This window comes from Stenotrophomonas maltophilia, from assembly GCF_001676385.1.
In the GTDB taxonomy this organism is placed as follows: domain Bacteria; phylum Pseudomonadota; class Gammaproteobacteria; order Xanthomonadales; family Xanthomonadaceae; genus Stenotrophomonas; species Stenotrophomonas maltophilia_J.
Genome location: NZ_LYVJ01000013.1, coordinates 102,202 through 117,134, shown reverse-complemented (window position 1 = coordinate 117,134; position 14,933 = coordinate 102,202). Strand labels below are relative to the sequence as shown.

Below are 14,933 nucleotides of genomic sequence, written 5' to 3'. Positions count from 1 at the left end.
TCGAGCCATGCTCGACTGCCTTCCCGGGGCAAGTCGGCAAGGGCGAAAAGGCAGCCGAGCGTGGCTCGGCTCTACAGCACGGAGCGCCCGATCAGGCTTCCTGCAACCCCGGCCGACCGTGCTCCACGGCATAGCGCTTCCAGCTCTGAACCGCGCCATCGGGCAACATCACGGTGTCCAGCGTCTTCATGTCGCCAATCCACGCATCCCGGGTGACATCGCACAGCACGTAGCCACGCTTGTCGATGGTCGCCTTCAGGTGCGGGCTGTGTCGCAGCTGGTTCTGCGCGTAAGCGTCCACCCCCTGGCCGTCGGCACCAGAGCTGATCGAAGTGGCAAGAAACTCGCTGGAGATCACTCCGGAGTCGCGGTGATCCTGCACCAGGTCGCTGGCATAGTGGCGGTGCGCATCACCACAGGTAGTGACCACGTTGCCGAAACCGACCGCCTGGATATGGTCGAGCAACCGCCGCCGGCTGTCCAGGTAACCCGACCACTGGTCGTCGGATGCTTGTACTGTCCCATCCTTCTCGCGCAGGTAGTTGCCCAGCGCTACCTGGTGCGCAATGGTGTGCCAACGCGGCGTGGCATCGGCCAGGCCGTCGAACAGCCAGCGTTCCTGTTTCGCGCCGACGATACTGCGTGCAGGCGATTCCACCTCTCCGCGCAGCGCCATGTTCACCTGCTTGCTGCGGTACTGGCGGGTATCGAGCAGATGCAGGTCCATCAGCGTGCCGTAGCGTGCGCGCCGGTACAGCTGCATGTGGCCATGCGCGGGAACGCCGAACGACGCAGCGGCATGTTCTCGTAGTAGGCCTGGAATGCCTGCGTGCGGCGCAGCAGGAACACTTCGCTGGGCGTGTCGTCCTGGTCTTCCGCACCGGCCCAGTTGTTGTCCACTTCGTGATCGTCGAAGGTCACGAACCAGGGCGCCGACGCGTGCGCAGCCTGCAGGTCGGCATCGCTCCTGTACTGCGCGTAGCGGCGACGGTAGTCGTCCAGCGTGTAGGTCTGCGGGCCAACGTGGTTGCGCAGGTTGGTGAACGGCTGGCCGTTCATCCTGCGCAGGCCCGGCTGGCTTTCACCTTCGTAGATGTAGTCGCCATAGTGGAAGACGAAGTCCAGTGGTTCCTCGGCGATGCGCCGCCACGCGGTGTAGTGGCCTTCCTCGTAGTGCTGGCATCCCGCCACCGCGAAACGCACCCGATCAACCGCAGCGGTCGCTGCCGGCAGCGTGCGGGCAAGGCCTACCGCGCTGGCATGGCCGCCGACCGTGAAGCGATACCAGTAGGGCCGGCCCGGTGCCAGTCCCTCAAGTTCGACATGCACTGCGTGGCCGAGTTCGGGATGAGCCAACGCCGAGCCCTGCCGCAGCACCTTGCGCATGCCCTCATCCGCTGCCAGCTGCCACTCGACCAGCATCGGCCGGGTCGGCATGCCGCCGCCAGGTGACAGCGGCTCCGTTGCCAGTCGCGTCCACAGCACCACGCCATCCGCCGAGGGATCCCCCGAGGCCACGCCCAGGGTGAACGGCGTAGCGGCAAAGCGTGGCGATGCCAGCAGGTTGCGCGGGTTCAGCGCCCCGGCGTCGCTCTGCGCGGCCAGCGCGCGGGCCGTCTCCATCCAGGCCCCTGCTGCGGACAGGCCCGCCAGGGCCAGGAATCGCCTGCGATTGATCGTCTCCACAGGCGCGCCCTCAGTTGTAGATGATGTGGAAGTAGAAGAACCGGCCGTAATCGTCGATCTCGGTGCGGAAGCGCCCTTCGGGACCGGTGCTGTAGGTTGGTTGGGTATTGAACAGGTTCTTGGCCTCGTACTTCAGCGTCACGTGCTTGCTGACCTTGTGGCTGAAGGCCATGTTGAAGGTCATGTACGGGTCGTAATAGGAATCCAGCCACTCGGTGTCGCCGAAGTCGACCAGCATCCTGCTGCGGTACGTTCCGGACAGGCGCAGCTGCGCGCCCTTCCACGGCATGCGCCAGATCACCGAACCGTTGAGCGACCAGTCCGGCTGATAGAGCAGGCGATCAAGGCGGCGTTCGCTGCCATCACTGATGCGGTAGTTGGTCTGGCCCTCGAGCCGGGTTGCGTTGAAGTACATGTCGAAGCGCTGGCGCCCCCACTGCAGGTTGCGGTTGGCCACCGCGAACTCGATACCGCGCAGCGTGGACTCGTCGGTGTTCATCGGCTGCGTCACCCGGTAGCGGGTGTCCCCCACGTCCTCGAAGGTAGTCAGGGTGTAGATGTCGTCCCTGATCACCTTGTCGAACAGCGCCAGCGAAACCAGCCCATTGTTGCCGTTGAAATACAGGTCCCACGCCAGGTCGATGTTGGTGGAACGACGCGGCCGCAGGTTGGCGTTGCCTTGCTTGATGCTGCAGAAGCCCCTGCCTTCCTCATCGTCGCCACAGCTGGTGCTGACAGCCTGCGCGATGTTGCTGGGCGTCGGCCGGCCGAGCGTACGGCTGGCAGAGAAGCGCAGGCGCTGGTCATTGCCCAGCCTGAACATCGCATTCAACGACGGCAACAGGTTGTTGTAGCCGCCGTGGGTCTTGCGGAATGCCGGGGTATAGGTCGTTCCGCCGTCATCGCTGAACGGGCTGTAGGCGTCGAAGCGGGTATGGTCGTAGCGCAGGCCGCCAATCAGCAGCAGGCGGTCCCAGGCATAGTGGGCAGACACGTAGGCGTTGCCGATGTCCTCCACGTACTTGTAGTCGCTGGTGAAGTTGGCATTGGGATAGGCCGCGTTGTTGCTGCCCAGCGTGGGGAACAGCTGTTCGTTCCACTTGCGGTTGTCGATCAGCGGGAAGCCCGGCACGCTACCGAGCAGGGTCGAGCCCGGGTACAGGTAATCGTTCAGCGTGGCGCTGCTCTTGTAGTAGTCGAAGTCGATGTCCTGCCAGATCTTCAGATGCCGGTATTCCGCGCCTGCGGCCAGGCCGAAGCCACGCGCATCGGCGTCGATGTTGTAGCTGAAGTCGGCGCGCAGGTTGTCGATGCTCTCCTTGGCATCGCGCGGTGAGATGTAGGCCTGCGCGGGATTGAGCTTGAACGCCGAGCTGGTCAGCAGGCTGGAATCGGAAACGGCCACGGCATTGGGGAATCCGTGGCTGTCATTTTCGTAATCCACGAACAGGTTGCTGGGATAGGCACGCACGCCCCAGTAGACCTGGTTGTTGTGGAAGGTCTCCTCGGTATGGCCGGCGCGCAGGGTCAAGCGGGAGCGGTCGCCGATATCCCAGTCGAAGCGGGTGATGGCGCCGCGGTTGCTGCGATCCCAGCGATCATGCCGGTTCTTGATGTAGATGCTGTTGATCTGGCTGGTGCCGCCCTCTTCGGTCTGGTCGCGGATCGCGAACTTGGCGTTGCCGTACAGATCGGTCTTGTTCATCGTCGAGTTCTCATAGAACCGGTATGAGTACAGCAGCAACGACGCGTAGAACGGATCCGCCGACGGCTTCCACTCCAGCTTGGCCGAGCCGCCGAAGTTGGTGATGAAGTTGGTGTAGGTGCCTGTGCTGAAGTTGCCGGGTGCGCGCAGTCCATTCCAGCCCTTTGCCTCGTCTGGTTCGGAGGTTCCGTCAGTGAGGTACTTGCCGGCATCGTTGTAGTAGTAGTTCGATTCCACCCAGCGCTTGACGCTGTTGCGCGAGCGCTGCTCGTAGCGGGCCACGGCGACGATGCCGAACTCCTGGTCGGCACCGAACTGGTTGGAGAACACCACCTTGGCGCTCTTTCCGAAGTGCCCCAGCGTCTCGTGGTTGCCGCCGGCGCTGCGCTCGACGTTGGTCTCCGCAGTGGAGTAGATGCCCGCCACATCCGCAAATACGTACTTCCCGGACCTGTCGAATGCGCTGCGACTGATGATGTCGATCACGCCGCCGATGGCGTCCGGCGCCTGCTCGGCACTGAAGCTCTTGTAGACGTCGGTGCGGGTGCCGATATCACTGGGAATCAGCTGCAGGTTGTTCATGCGTTCGCCGGAACCACTGCCCCCGACGCTGGCGATCGCGATTCCATCGAGGGTCGTGTAATTGAGATTGGCCTGCACCCCGCGCACGGTCACGTAGCGGGGCTCGCCCGCATCCTCAACCGCACTCAGCCCCGGCGCAGCCATCAGGCTCTCGGCCAGGGTCTCGTCGCCATAGCTGTCCATCTCGTCATAGATCACGGAGTCCCTGATCACCGGCGAGGTCTTCTTCTGGTCGATCACCTCGTGTGCGGCGATCACTTTCACCGTGGCCAGCGTCGGCGCCATCACCGCTTCAGCCTCGTGCGACTTCGGCGGGGATGGTTTCGGCGCCGTACGCGCAGGTGCCGGGTCGATGGCGATGACATTGCCGTCCACGACGGTGTAGCCCAGCCCGGTACCCGCCAGCAGCGCGTCCAGTGCCTGCCGGACGGTGGCGCCGCCGGGCACCGCCCCCGCCATGCGCGCCTTGCCGTTGGCCGCGTACAGGAACTGCACGCCGGAACTGCGCGACAGCTGCTCCAGTGCGCGGTCCAGCGGCTGCGCCGCGATCGGTGCGGCGACACGGGCTTCCAGGCCCTCGGCCGTTGCCGCAAGCGCCAGCGGCATGCTGCAGGGAGACAAGGCGAGGACAATCGACAGGTAAAGCGCGTTCCGCATCACGGGTCCTTGAAGAAAGAAGGCGGCAGGTACCGCTGCATCGACAGCGGCTTCTCCAAGTAAGAGCCGGGTTCCACCGAAGTGGAGAACGCGGATTCGATGAATTTTTTCTGACAATGCCCAGGCGCCAGCCTCAACGGCTGCCGACCCGCACCGTGTCGCCTTCGCGGTGCACGCGCAAGCGCGGGTCGCGCTCGAGGAAGGCCTGCAGGGCGCCGATGCGATGCGCTTCCAGGCTGCCGGACAGCCGCGCCGACGCAGCACCGTCATCCAGCACCCGCACCTGCACCTGGTTGTGGCGATTGAAGGCAGCAGCCACCTCATCCAGCCGCTCGTCAAGGAAGGACACCTTGCGCTGCTGCCAGTCCAGCAGCATGGATAGCGGCATGTCGAGCGACTCCACCACCTGGCTGCGGGCATCGACCTGTACCACCCGGCCCTCGCCCAACTGCGCCAGGCGCCTCGGATCGGGCCCATCGCTCCACACTTCCACCTCACCGGAGACAACGCCGATACGGGTACCCTGCAACCTCCGCGATACATCGAAGACGGTGCCGATATCGCGTATGCGCAACCCGTTCACCTGCACCTCGAACGGACGCCGGTCGTGGGCGATGTCGAAGGTGGCCTCGCCCTGCAACAACTCCACCTGGCGCGCGAACCACCCCATGCGCACGCGCACGCGACTGTCCGCGTTGAGGCGCACCCGGGTCTGGTCCGCCAGTACCAGTTCGCGCAGGTCGCCGTGCCCTGCGCTGTAGACCTGCGTTGCAGGGAGTCCCAGGAACAGCAGGCCAACGCCGAGCAGCGCGATGCAGGCGGCTGCAACTGCGGTCTTCCTGCGGGTTCGATGCCATCGCGGCGCAGCACGCGGTGTTGCCGATGCCGCCGCGAACAGCGGCACCACCTTCGCCGATGCGGGCTGCGGCGCTGCCAATGGTGCCGTGCCGGATGAAGGCTGTTGCAGCGCGTCGCCAACCTGGCGGTGCAGCGCCAGCACGCGTAGATAGGCCCGCACGTGTTCAGGCGAGCACGTCATCCACGCCAGGAAGGCAGCACGCTGGCTTCCGCTCAACGCATCATCACGGTTGCGCAGGAACCAGTCACCGGCCTGGCGGGTGATCTCGTCGTTGCCGGCGCCGTGCTTCCCCAGGTTCATGCGTGCTCCCTCGCATCCAGCCCTTTCCTGCAGGCTTCCAGTCCCTTTCCGATATGCTTGCGCACCATGTGCACCGATACCTGCAGCTGCTGGCTGATTCGCGGGCAATCCAGCCCATCGCGATAGTGCAGTTCCATCACCTTCCGCGTGGTGGAGGGCAACTGGGCGATCGTGCTGCGGATATGGCTCCAGCGCTGCGCGCGTTCGAACTCACCTTCCAGGTCTTCTTCGCTCTTCAGCACTTCGGCCAGCAGGTCGACGTCCTCCAGGGGCGGTATCGAGCCTCGCGAACGCGCATGTTCCCGTGCCAGGTTGGCGGCCACCGCGAACAGGTAGGCCTCCGGATTCTCGACCATGTCTGCGTGCTCGCCGGTACTGCGCAGCAGGCGCAGGTATACCTCCTGCGCGAGATCCTCTGCATCCTCGCTTGCCGAGCCGCGACGCAGGAAGAAGCCACGCAGCAGTCGCCGCTGCAGTTCATAGCCTTTCTCCCAGATCCTCACGCTGTTCACTGCCGGCCAACCACCCCAGGCTGGAAAGCCCCGCAGCGTGACGCCCACCGATGACAGTGGCGTTTCAGCAGCGACGGGCAACCGCTAGAATGCCGCCCCTGCAATCCAACGGCCCGCGCAAGGAGTGCCGCCGATGAACGCACGTACTGCCATCAACACCTTCAGCAGCCTGCTGTTCCTGCTGCTGGTCGCGCATACCACTGCCTACCAGCAGCAGATGTGGCCGCCCAACCGGGTCATCCAGGTGCATCCCGTGATCGTCGCCCTCGCCTACGCGCTGGGCCTGCTCACGCTACTGTTGTGGATCGCGGGCCGCCGGGTGCCACAGCGCGCGCGCCAGCGGTTCGAGCGCTGGTTGCCGTGGCATGCCTGGGGATTGCTGTTGCTCGGGGTGGTGATCATTCCGATGTTCTTCCCCGGCCTGTATCCGGCCTGATCGCAGGCGGCGGTCGAGACTGGAAACTGGACCGATCGACGCCCGGTACTTCTTGAGCCCGACAGACTGCGCGGGCATTCTGCGCCGCACCGCAGCCGAGGGGAAGGAACTGCCAGCACCCTTTCGGCTGGCGCTGGAAGCAGTAGCGGCCCAGGCATGCGAGCCGAATGCGACGGCGGAAGCACCGAGCAGCTGCGCGCTGCGCTGGCCACGAACTGAAGGAGGACACCATGGCTACGAATAAGACGCACGAGATCACTGTCGCGGAACTGCACGCCGACCTGCAGCCAATCGAAGTCGTCGCAGTGCGCGCCAGCTTGAGCCACTCGTCGATCTATCGCCGGGTGAAGGAAGGCACTTTCCCGAAGTCGTACAAGATCGGCGCCCGTGCGGTATGGTTGAACGAGGACATCGATCGTTTCATCGCTTCGATCACGCATCCACAGAATGTGGGTCAAATCATGGGACGCGCGGCCTAGAAACGAAAAAAGCCCCTAGAAACAGGGGCTTAGTTCGTAACTTGGCGGAGTGAGAGGGATTCGAACCCTCGATAGAGCTTTTGACCCTATACTCCCTTAGCAGGGGAGCCCCTTCGGCCACTCGGGCATCACTCCGGGGGTTTCACCGCATGCGTGCGTTGCACCTCAGCGGGGCGTGAATCATAACGTTAATCGAGTGCGAAGGTAAAGCGTTATTCGGCAGAATTTTCATTGCCGGTGCCACCGGCTTCGTCACCACGCTGGATGCGCTGATAGATCTCTTCGCGATGCACAGCAACGTCCTTCGGCGCAGTGATGCCGATACGCACCTGGTTACCCTTGACGCCAAGCACGGTGACGCTCACCGAGTCACCGATCATCAGGGTTTCGCCGACGCGGCGAGTCAGGATCAACATTTTTGCAAGTCTCCATGGAACCGTGTGGAAGGGTATCCCCCACCGGCTTGACGCTCCGTCAAGAAGCGCTACCACGACAAAGGGAAAAGATTCGCAATGGTACCGTCAGCCGTCCCGCTCCTACAAGGAGGGGGACGGCCGGGTTCATCACAGGCGGGGGCTGACCCATTCGACCACTGCAGCCAGCGCAGTAGCAAGGGCGGGCCCGTCCTCACCACCACCCTGGGCGAGGTCCGGGCGTCCGCCGCCCTTGCCCCCGATCTGACTGGCGATGTGGGACAACAGTTCCCCGGCCTTGACCTTGCCCATTGCGCTGCCGTTCACACCGGCGACCAGGGCGGCCTTGCCGTCCTGGGCACCGGCCAGCACGATCACTGCGTCGCCCAGTTGCTGCTTCAGGCGGTCCATCGCGTCACGCAGGGCCTTGGCATCAAAGCCTTCCAGCCGGACGGCCAGCACCTTCACGCCGGCGACCTCGACGGCCTGGCCGGACAGATCGGCGGTAGCGCCTGCGGCGACCTTGGCCTTCACGGCTTCCAGTTCGCGCTCCAGCTGCTTCTGCCGCTGGCCGAGGGCACGGATCTTCTCGACCACGTCGGCGGCACTGCCGCCGAGCAGTTCAGCGGCCTCGGCCAGTCGGGCCTCCTCGGCCGCCACATAGTCCAGGGCCCCTTGGCCGGTAACCGCCTCGATACGGCGCACGCCGGCGGAAACACCGCCTTCGGAGGTGATCTTGAACAGGCCGATGTCGCCGGTACGGTTGACGTGGGTGCCACCGCACAGCTCGGTGGAATAGTCCCCCATCTTCAGCACCCGCACCCGCTCGCCATATTTCTCGCCGAACAGGGCCATCGCACCGAAATCCAGGGCTTCCTGCATGCCCATGGTGTGCACTTCGGCAGCATTGTTGGCACGCACCTGCTGGTTGACCCTGCGCTCGATCACCGCCAATTCGTCGGCGCTGATCGGCTGGAAGTGCGAGAAGTCAAAGCGCAGCCGGTCCGGCGCCACCAGCGAGCCCTTCTGCTGCACGTGGGTACCCAGCACTTCGCGCAGGGCGGCGTGCAGCAGATGGGTAGCCGAATGGTTCAGGATGGTGGCGCCACGGCGCTCGCCATCGACCTGGCCGGACAGCACATCGCCGACCTTCAGGCCACCTTCGGACAGGGTGCCGACATGGCCATGGAACTGGCCGGCGAACTTCTGCGTGTCTTCCACTTCCAGGCGCACGCCACCACCGGTCAGCACGCCGGTATCGCCGACCTGGCCGCCGGACTCGGCGTAGAACGGAGTCTGGTCGGTGATGACGATGACCGCGTCGCCGGCCTCGGCGGACTGCGCCGGCCGGCCATCCTTGAGCAGGGCCAGCACGGTAAGGCCATCAGCCCGCAGGCGGTCGTAACCGAGGAACACGGTCGGGCTGAGAGTCGCCACCAGCTCGGCCGGCAGGGTCACGCCTCCGCCGAACTTGCCTGCAGCGCGCGCCGTCTGGCGCTGCTGCTCCATCGCCGCGTCGAAGCCGGCAATGTCGACGGTCAGGTCGCGCTCGCGGGCGATGTCCTGGGTCAGGTCGAGCGGGAAGCCATAGGTGTCATACAGGCGGAAGGCGTCAATTCCGGGAATCACGCCATTGCTGGCCTTGCCAGCAACATCCTCGAAAATCTTCATGCCCGCATCGAGGGTCTCGGCAAAACGCTCCTCCTCGGCCTGCAGTGCGCGGACGACGGTGTCCATCGCCGCCGGCAATTCCGGATAGGCCTCCCCCATCTGCTCGACCAGGGTCGGCACCAGCCTGCTGAAGAACGGCTGGCGGACGCCCAGCATCCAACCATGGCGCAGGGCACGACGGATGATGCGGCGCAGCACGTAGCCGCGTCCCTCATTGGAGGGCAGCACGCCGTCAACGATCAGGAACGAGCAGGCCCGGATGTGGTCGGCGATCACCCGCAGCGACTTGTTTTCCAGGTCGGCGGTGCCGGTCAGCTCGGCGGCCTTGCGGATCAGTGCCTGGAACAGGTCGATCTCGTAGTTTGTGTGGACATGCTGCAGGATCGCCGCCAGGCGCTCCAGGCCCATGCCGGTGTCCACGCACGGCGCCGGCAGTGGCACCAGGGTGCCGTCAGGCTGGCGGTCGAACTGCATGAACACCAGATTCCATATTTCGATGAAACGGTCGCCGTCCTCCTCCGGAGAACCCGGGGGACCGCCGGCGATATGGTCGCCGTGATCGTAGAAAATCTCGGTGCACGGACCGCACGGGCCGGTATCGGCCATCTGCCAGAAATTGTCCGAGGCAAACGGCGCGCCCTTGTTGTCGCCGATGCGCACGATGCGCTCTTCCGGCACGCCAATCATGTCCCGCCAGAGCTCGTAGGCTTCATCGTCGGTCTGGTAAACGGTGACCAGCAGGCGCTCGGCCGGCAGCTTCCAGACCTGGGTCAGCAACTCCCAGGCCCAGGCAATCGCGTCCTTCTTGAAGTAATCGCCGAACGACCAGTTCCCCAGCATTTCGAAGAATGTATGGTGGCGCGCGGTGTAACCGACCTGGTCGAGGTCATTGTGCTTGCCGCCCGCGCGCAGGCAGCGCTGGACGTCAGCCGCGCGCACGTAGCTGCGCTTTTCCGCGCCCAGGAACACGTCCTTGAACTGCACCATGCCGGAATTGGTGAACAACAGGGTCGGATCATTGCCCGGCACCAGCGGCGCCGACGGCACGATGGTGTGGCCTTTGCCCTTGAAGAATTCAAGGAAATCGCTGCGGATCTGGGAGGTCGTGAATTTGGCGGATGCGTTCATTGGGGGCTGGCAGTCTGCGGGCCGGCGGCTCCGGACCACCGGCCGCACTGGCCAGGGTCACGAGGGACCGCCGAAAACCTAAAGGGTATCAGGCCCGGCGCCGCCAGTCTCAGTCATCCGAATCGTAGCGGGTTGCACGACGGATGCTGTCGCCGTCGAAGCCCCGCCGGGCCAGCAGATCGGCGGCCTTGCGCCGCTGCGCCAGGTCCTGCGGGCCGGCCTCGCCAAAACGTCGGCGGACCAGGTCGCGGGCGTTTTCCTGCCAGTCGCCTTCGTAGCTGTCCATTGCCGCCGCAATCGCGCCACTGTCCAGGCCGTGGGTTCCCAGCTCGGCACGGATATGGATCGGGCCATAGCCGGTGCTGGCGCGCATCCGCACCAGGTTCTCGGCAAATCGGGTGTCGTCCTGCCACCCGGCTTCGGTCAGCTTGGCGACAGCGGCCTGTGCGGCCTCGCCTTCAATGCCACGGGCAGTCAGCTTGCGGGTGAGCTCCTTGCGCGAGTGCTCGCGGCGGACCAGCAGGCCCAGAGCCCTCTGTACAGGCGTCTGCTCGCGCGGCCGGCGCTTGCGGCCGGTGGGAATGTCGTCGGCGTCGGACATTGGTGCTCCAGGGGTGGCGCCATCCGTGGCGCCCTGCCCATCCGTGGGCGATTCGAACCTGCGGGACAGGGCGACGTCACTGACGGCGCCACCCTGCCCCACAGCAAGCCTTACTCGTCGTCGCTTTCGTCGTCGCCTTCCTCGCGGGCCGCTTCGGCCGGCTGGAACTTCTCGCGCAGCTCGGCTTCGAGCTTGGCGGCGACGGTCGGGTTGTCGCGCAGGTAGCCACGGGCATTATCCTTGCCCTGGCCGATGCGCTCATCACCGTAGCTGTACCAGGCACCGGCCTTCTCGACCAGCTTCGCATCCACGCCCATGTCAATCAGTTCGCCTTCGCGGCTGATGCCTTCGCCGTACAGGATCTCGGTAACGACCTGCTTGAACGGCGGCGCCAGTTTGTTCTTGACCACCTTGATCTTGGTCTGGTTGCCGATGATCTCATCGCCCTTCTTGATCGCACCAATGCGACGGATGTCCAGGCGCACCGAGGCGTAGAACTTCAGCGCGTTGCCGCCGGTGGTGGTTTCCGGGCTCTGGCCCGGCATCATCACGCCGATCTTCATGCGCAGCTGGTTGATGAAGATCACCAGCGTGTTGGAGCGCTTGATGTTGCCGGTCAGCTTTCGCAGCGCCTGGCTCATCAGGCGCGCCTGCAGGCCCGGTAGCTGGTCACCCATCTCGCCTTCGATTTCCGCCTTCGGGGTCAGCGCGGCAACCGAGTCGACCACCAGGATGTCGACCGAACCCGAACGGACCAGCATGTCGGCGATTTCCAGCGCCTGCTCACCGGTGTCCGGCTGCGACAGAAGCAGGTCATCCACATTCACGCCCACTTGGCGGCGTAGATCGGGTCCAATGCGTGCTCGGCGTCGATGAAGGCCGCAGTGCCCCCCATCTTCTGGCATTCGGCGATCGCCTGCAGGGTCAGAGTGGTCTTGCCCGAGGATTCCGGCCCGTAGATCTCGACGACACGGCCCTTCGGCAGACCACCAATGCCCAGTGCGATGTCGAGCATCAGCGACCCGGTCGGGATGGCTTCGACGGGCTCGACCACGCGGTCGCCCATGCGCATCACCGAGCCCTTGCCGAACTGCTTTTCGATCTGGCCCAGAGCAGCAGCCAAGGCGCGCTTCTTGTTCTCGTCCATCGTATTGGTCCTTGCAGAGGTCATGTCGTTGGGGGTGCTGTCTTTCGCGGTCTTCTTTGCCATGGGCTCACTTTAGGTCGGACGTATCGCACAGGCTGAGATTCTGCCCGGCGCTCTGAAAAGAATTATCGGACATCCGTACCAACCTCAGTGGAACCAGAGAATCGCCACAAAAGACCGCGGAGTAATGCGCTATGGATCCGATCAACGGTTGGGTCGCAACAGGCCGCAGTACAGGCCTTCGATCGCAAAGTCCTGGTCCGGCAGCACCTCGATCGGCCTGTAGTCCGGATTGCGTGGCAACAGGCGGATCCGGTCCTTGGCGATCTTCAGCAGCTTGACGGTGATCTCGTCATCGATGCGGGCCACCACGATCTGCCCGGAACGGGCGTCACGGGTGCGGTGCACGCCGATCAGGTCACCGTCGAAGATGCCCTCGTCGATCATCGAATCGCCCTGCACCTTCAGCAGGTAGTCCGGCGCCGGCGAAAAGAACACCCGGTCCAGCACCACGAAGTCATCCGAGCCAATATCGGCGCCGATCGGCAGGCCCGCCGCCACCCGGCCCAGCACCGGCAGCCGGAGCACGCCCTCGGGCAACTCCGGCTCGGCCACTTTCTCCACCGTGGGTGCCTGCACCAGGCGGATGCCTCGGGCCTGGCCGGGGATGCGCCGGATCGCACCCGCCTGCTCCAGGGCTTCCAGGTGGTACTGGGCCGCGCGCACGCCCTTGAAGCCGAACGCACGGGCGATTTCAGTCTGCGACGGCGGCGCGCCCTCGCTCTCGATACGCTCGGCGATCAACTGCAGGATCGCCTGCTGGGTGTCGGTCAGGTCCATGGTTAGTAGTATTACTACTAATTGCCAGGACTGCAAGTGCCGGAAACGACAAGCCTGCCATCGGGACGCCCGCGGCCCCATGCTTGGCGGTCCTGCGTAGGCGCGGGACAGGGCATCAGAGACAGCGGATCGAAGAGCAGCCGAGCATGGCTCTGCTCCACAGGAATCGCTTCGTGATTCCGCGCTTCCCCCGGAAGCCGCTGCGGCAAGCACATCATGTGTGCTTGCCGCTCCGCCAGATCGAGTACAGGATCCAGACACCACAGATGCCCGCGCCGATGAAGCCACACACGCCCAGCGCCAGCAGCCAGCGGCTGGAAACGCCACCTACGCTGTGCATCACGATCGACGAGCCGATGATCAGCGCAGCGGTGACAATACCCATCACCAGCCGGTTCGCCGCGCGGTTGACCTGCTCGCCGAAACCTTGCAGGGCACTGGTTTCCACCTTCAGCTGAAGGCGTCCGCGGCGCGCGGCCTGGACCAGCTTGCGCAGGTCACGGGGCAGCTCGCCGGCAATATCGACCAGGCCCAGCAGGCTGCGCCGCCCCCGCTTGAGCAGGGCCCGCGGCGCGTAGCGCTGGAGCACGACCCGCTCCAGGAACGGGCGTGCAGCGCTGGCCATGTCGAAATCCGGGTCGAGCTGGCGTCCCATGCCTTCCAGCGTGAGGAACGCCTTGATCATCAACGCCAGGTCGGCCGGCAGGGTGAGGCTGTAGCTGCGCAGCAGCTGGGTGATGTCGCCCAGCATCAGGCCGATGCGCAGGTCCTTCAGCGGCACGCCCCGGTACTGGTCGACGAACTGGCTGATGTCGTGCTGCAGCCGGTACTCGTCCACTTCCACCCCGCCGGCCCAGTCCAGCAGCACGTCCGCCACGCTCTGCGGGTCCTGCTCGACCAGCCCGTGCAGCAGCTGCGCCACCTGGAAACGGCGCACCTCGGGCAGCGCGCCCACCATGCCGAAATCAATCACGCCGATGCGGCCGTCGAGCAGGTAGATGATGTTGCCCGGGTGCGGATCGGCATGGAAGCAGCCATCCTCCAGCACCATCTTCAGCACGATGCCGGCACCGCGCCGGGCCAGTTCACGCCGATCCAGCCCCGCTGCATCCACGCCTGCCAGGTCGCGGCCGGGAATGCCGCCGACGAAGTCCTGAACGTTCAGGCTCTCGCTGGTCCATTGCCAATGCACGCCAGGAATCAGGATGTCGTCGCGCCCGCTGAAGTTGCGCGCGATGCGCTCTGCGTTGCGGCACTCAGCGGCGAAATCCAGCTCGCGGCGCAGCGATACCGTGAACTGCTGCACGACCTCCGCCGGGCGATAGCGGCGCAGGTCCGGCAAGCGTGCTTCGACGATCTCGGCCAGCCTCGCCAGCAGCCGCAGATCGGCCTCGACCACATCACGGATACCGGGGCGGCGCACCTTGAGCACCACTTCGCGCCCATCATGAAGGCGCGCGCGGTGGGCCTGCGCCAGCGAAGCAGCGGCCATGGGCACCTCGTCGAGGAAGGCGAACACCTCTGCCGGTGGCGCTCCCAGGTCGGCTTCCAGCTGCCCACGAATGGCCGCATAGGGCAGCGCCGGCACCGCATTCTGCAGTTCGGAAAGTTCGGCGATCCAATCCGGCGGCAGCAGGTCGACGCGGGTGGCCAGCACCTGGCCAAGCTTGACGAAAGTCGGACCGAGATCCTGCAGCGCGCTGCGCACGCGCACCGGCGCGGTCATCCGCAGCAGCTCCTGGCGGTCCTCGTTCCAGTGCAGCAGCCGGCCTGCCCGCTCCAGCGTCGTGGCCAGGCCGATGCGCCGCACCACGTCACCGAAGCCGTAGCGGATCAGGACGACGGCGATTTCCTGCAGTCGGCCCAGGTCACGGACCGTGCCCAGCGTTTCCCACATCTTGCGTGCTCCGGACGATT

General features: G+C 65.1%; 10 protein-coding genes, 1 tRNA gene and 2 pseudogenes. 2 read left to right on the top strand and 11 right to left on the bottom strand.

Translation table 11 applies throughout. From position 1 onward, the window contains the following. Positions 1–91: 91 nt before the first annotated feature. The 4 genes and pseudogenes from A9K58_RS16565 to A9K58_RS16550 form a co-directional block, all read right to left on the bottom strand. A pseudogene (locus tag A9K58_RS16565) lies at positions 92–1,686 on the bottom strand (alkaline phosphatase D family protein). A 10-nt stretch (positions 1,687–1,696) separates the two neighbouring features. Next, positions 1,697–4,630 carry a TonB-dependent receptor gene (locus A9K58_RS16560; RefSeq protein WP_065200379.1) on the bottom strand — a complete coding sequence of 978 codons (2,934 nt, stop codon included), beginning with the start codon at positions 4,628–4,630 and terminating at the stop codon, positions 1,697–1,699. 133 nt (positions 4,631–4,763) lie between these two features. Further along, the gene (locus tag A9K58_RS16555) at positions 4,764–5,789 is read right to left on the bottom strand and encodes a FecR family protein (protein ID WP_065200378.1); all 1,026 of its coding nucleotides are present in this window, start codon (positions 5,787–5,789) and stop codon (positions 4,764–4,766) included. Further along, positions 5,786–6,301, bottom strand: a complete 516-nt coding sequence (locus A9K58_RS16550; protein WP_065200377.1) for an RNA polymerase sigma factor — start codon at positions 6,299–6,301, stop codon at positions 5,786–5,788. The genes A9K58_RS16555 and A9K58_RS16550 overlap by 4 nt, the downstream gene beginning before the upstream one ends. Before the next feature lie 133 nt (positions 6,302–6,434). Between A9K58_RS16550 and A9K58_RS16545 the strand changes: the two genes are divergently transcribed. Beyond that, complete coding sequence (locus A9K58_RS16545; protein WP_065200376.1) at positions 6,435–6,737, top strand: hypothetical protein; 303 nt, start codon at positions 6,435–6,437, stop codon at positions 6,735–6,737. Positions 6,738–6,967: 230 nt separating this feature from the next. Then, positions 6,968–7,216: a helix-turn-helix transcriptional regulator gene (locus A9K58_RS16540; RefSeq protein WP_065200375.1), complete on the top strand. Its 249-nt coding sequence runs from the start codon at positions 6,968–6,970 to the stop codon at positions 7,214–7,216. A 42-nt stretch (positions 7,217–7,258) separates the two neighbouring features. Here the strand turns inward: A9K58_RS16540 and A9K58_RS16535 are convergent. The 7 genes and pseudogenes from A9K58_RS16535 to ubiB form a co-directional block, all read right to left on the bottom strand. Continuing rightward, positions 7,259–7,351, bottom strand: a tRNA-Ser gene (locus tag A9K58_RS16535). 77 nt (positions 7,352–7,428) lie between these two features. Further along, positions 7,429–7,632 (bottom strand): carbon storage regulator CsrA, encoded by a 204-nt coding sequence (gene csrA, locus A9K58_RS16530; RefSeq protein WP_065200374.1) that lies wholly within the window; start codon positions 7,630–7,632, stop codon positions 7,429–7,431. A gap of 147 nt (positions 7,633–7,779) precedes the next feature. Further along, complete coding sequence (alaS, locus tag A9K58_RS16525) at positions 7,780–10,428, bottom strand: alanine--tRNA ligase (protein ID WP_065200373.1); 2,649 nt, start codon at positions 10,426–10,428, stop codon at positions 7,780–7,782. A gap of 109 nt (positions 10,429–10,537) precedes the next feature. Then, positions 10,538–11,029 (bottom strand): recombination regulator RecX, encoded by a 492-nt coding sequence (gene recX, locus A9K58_RS16520; protein ID WP_065200372.1) that lies wholly within the window; start codon positions 11,027–11,029, stop codon positions 10,538–10,540. Positions 11,030–11,139: 110 nt separating this feature from the next. Then, positions 11,140–12,101 (bottom strand): annotated as a pseudogene (gene recA, locus A9K58_RS16515) (recombinase RecA). 279 nt (positions 12,102–12,380) lie between these two features. Then, on the bottom strand, positions 12,381–13,016 hold the full coding sequence (gene lexA / locus A9K58_RS16510; RefSeq protein ID WP_065200371.1) for a transcriptional repressor LexA: 636 nt from the start codon (positions 13,014–13,016) through the stop codon (positions 12,381–12,383). A gap of 214 nt (positions 13,017–13,230) precedes the next feature. After that, positions 13,231–14,913 (bottom strand): 2-polyprenylphenol 6-hydroxylase, encoded by a 1,683-nt coding sequence (ubiB, locus tag A9K58_RS16505; protein WP_065200370.1) that lies wholly within the window; start codon positions 14,911–14,913, stop codon positions 13,231–13,233. Between the last annotated feature and the right edge of the window lie 20 nt (positions 14,914–14,933).

Excerpts from the sequence above, each read along its gene's own strand:
- A9K58_RS16560 (WP_065200379.1), bottom strand. The coding sequence starts at position 4,630 with ATGCGGAACGCGCTTTACCTGTCGATTGTCCTCGCCTTGTCTCCCTGC.
- A9K58_RS16555 (WP_065200378.1), bottom strand. The coding sequence starts at position 5,789 with ATGAACCTGGGGAAGCACGGCGCCGGCAACGACGAGATCACCCGCCAG.
- A9K58_RS16545 (WP_065200376.1), top strand. The coding sequence starts at position 6,435 with ATGAACGCACGTACTGCCATCAACACCTTCAGCAGCCTGCTGTTCCTG.
- A9K58_RS16540 (WP_065200375.1), top strand. The coding sequence starts at position 6,968 with ATGGCTACGAATAAGACGCACGAGATCACTGTCGCGGAACTGCACGCC.
- csrA (WP_065200374.1), bottom strand. The coding sequence starts at position 7,632 with ATGTTGATCCTGACTCGCCGCGTCGGCGAAACCCTGATGATCGGTGAC.
- alaS (WP_065200373.1), bottom strand. The coding sequence starts at position 10,428 with ATGAACGCATCCGCCAAATTCACGACCTCCCAGATCCGCAGCGATTTC.
- recX (WP_065200372.1), bottom strand. The coding sequence starts at position 11,029 with ATGTCCGACGCCGACGACATTCCCACCGGCCGCAAGCGCCGGCCGCGC.
- lexA (WP_065200371.1), bottom strand. The coding sequence starts at position 13,016 with ATGGACCTGACCGACACCCAGCAGGCGATCCTGCAGTTGATCGCCGAG.
- ubiB (WP_065200370.1), bottom strand. The coding sequence starts at position 14,913 with ATGTGGGAAACGCTGGGCACGGTCCGTGACCTGGGCCGACTGCAGGAA.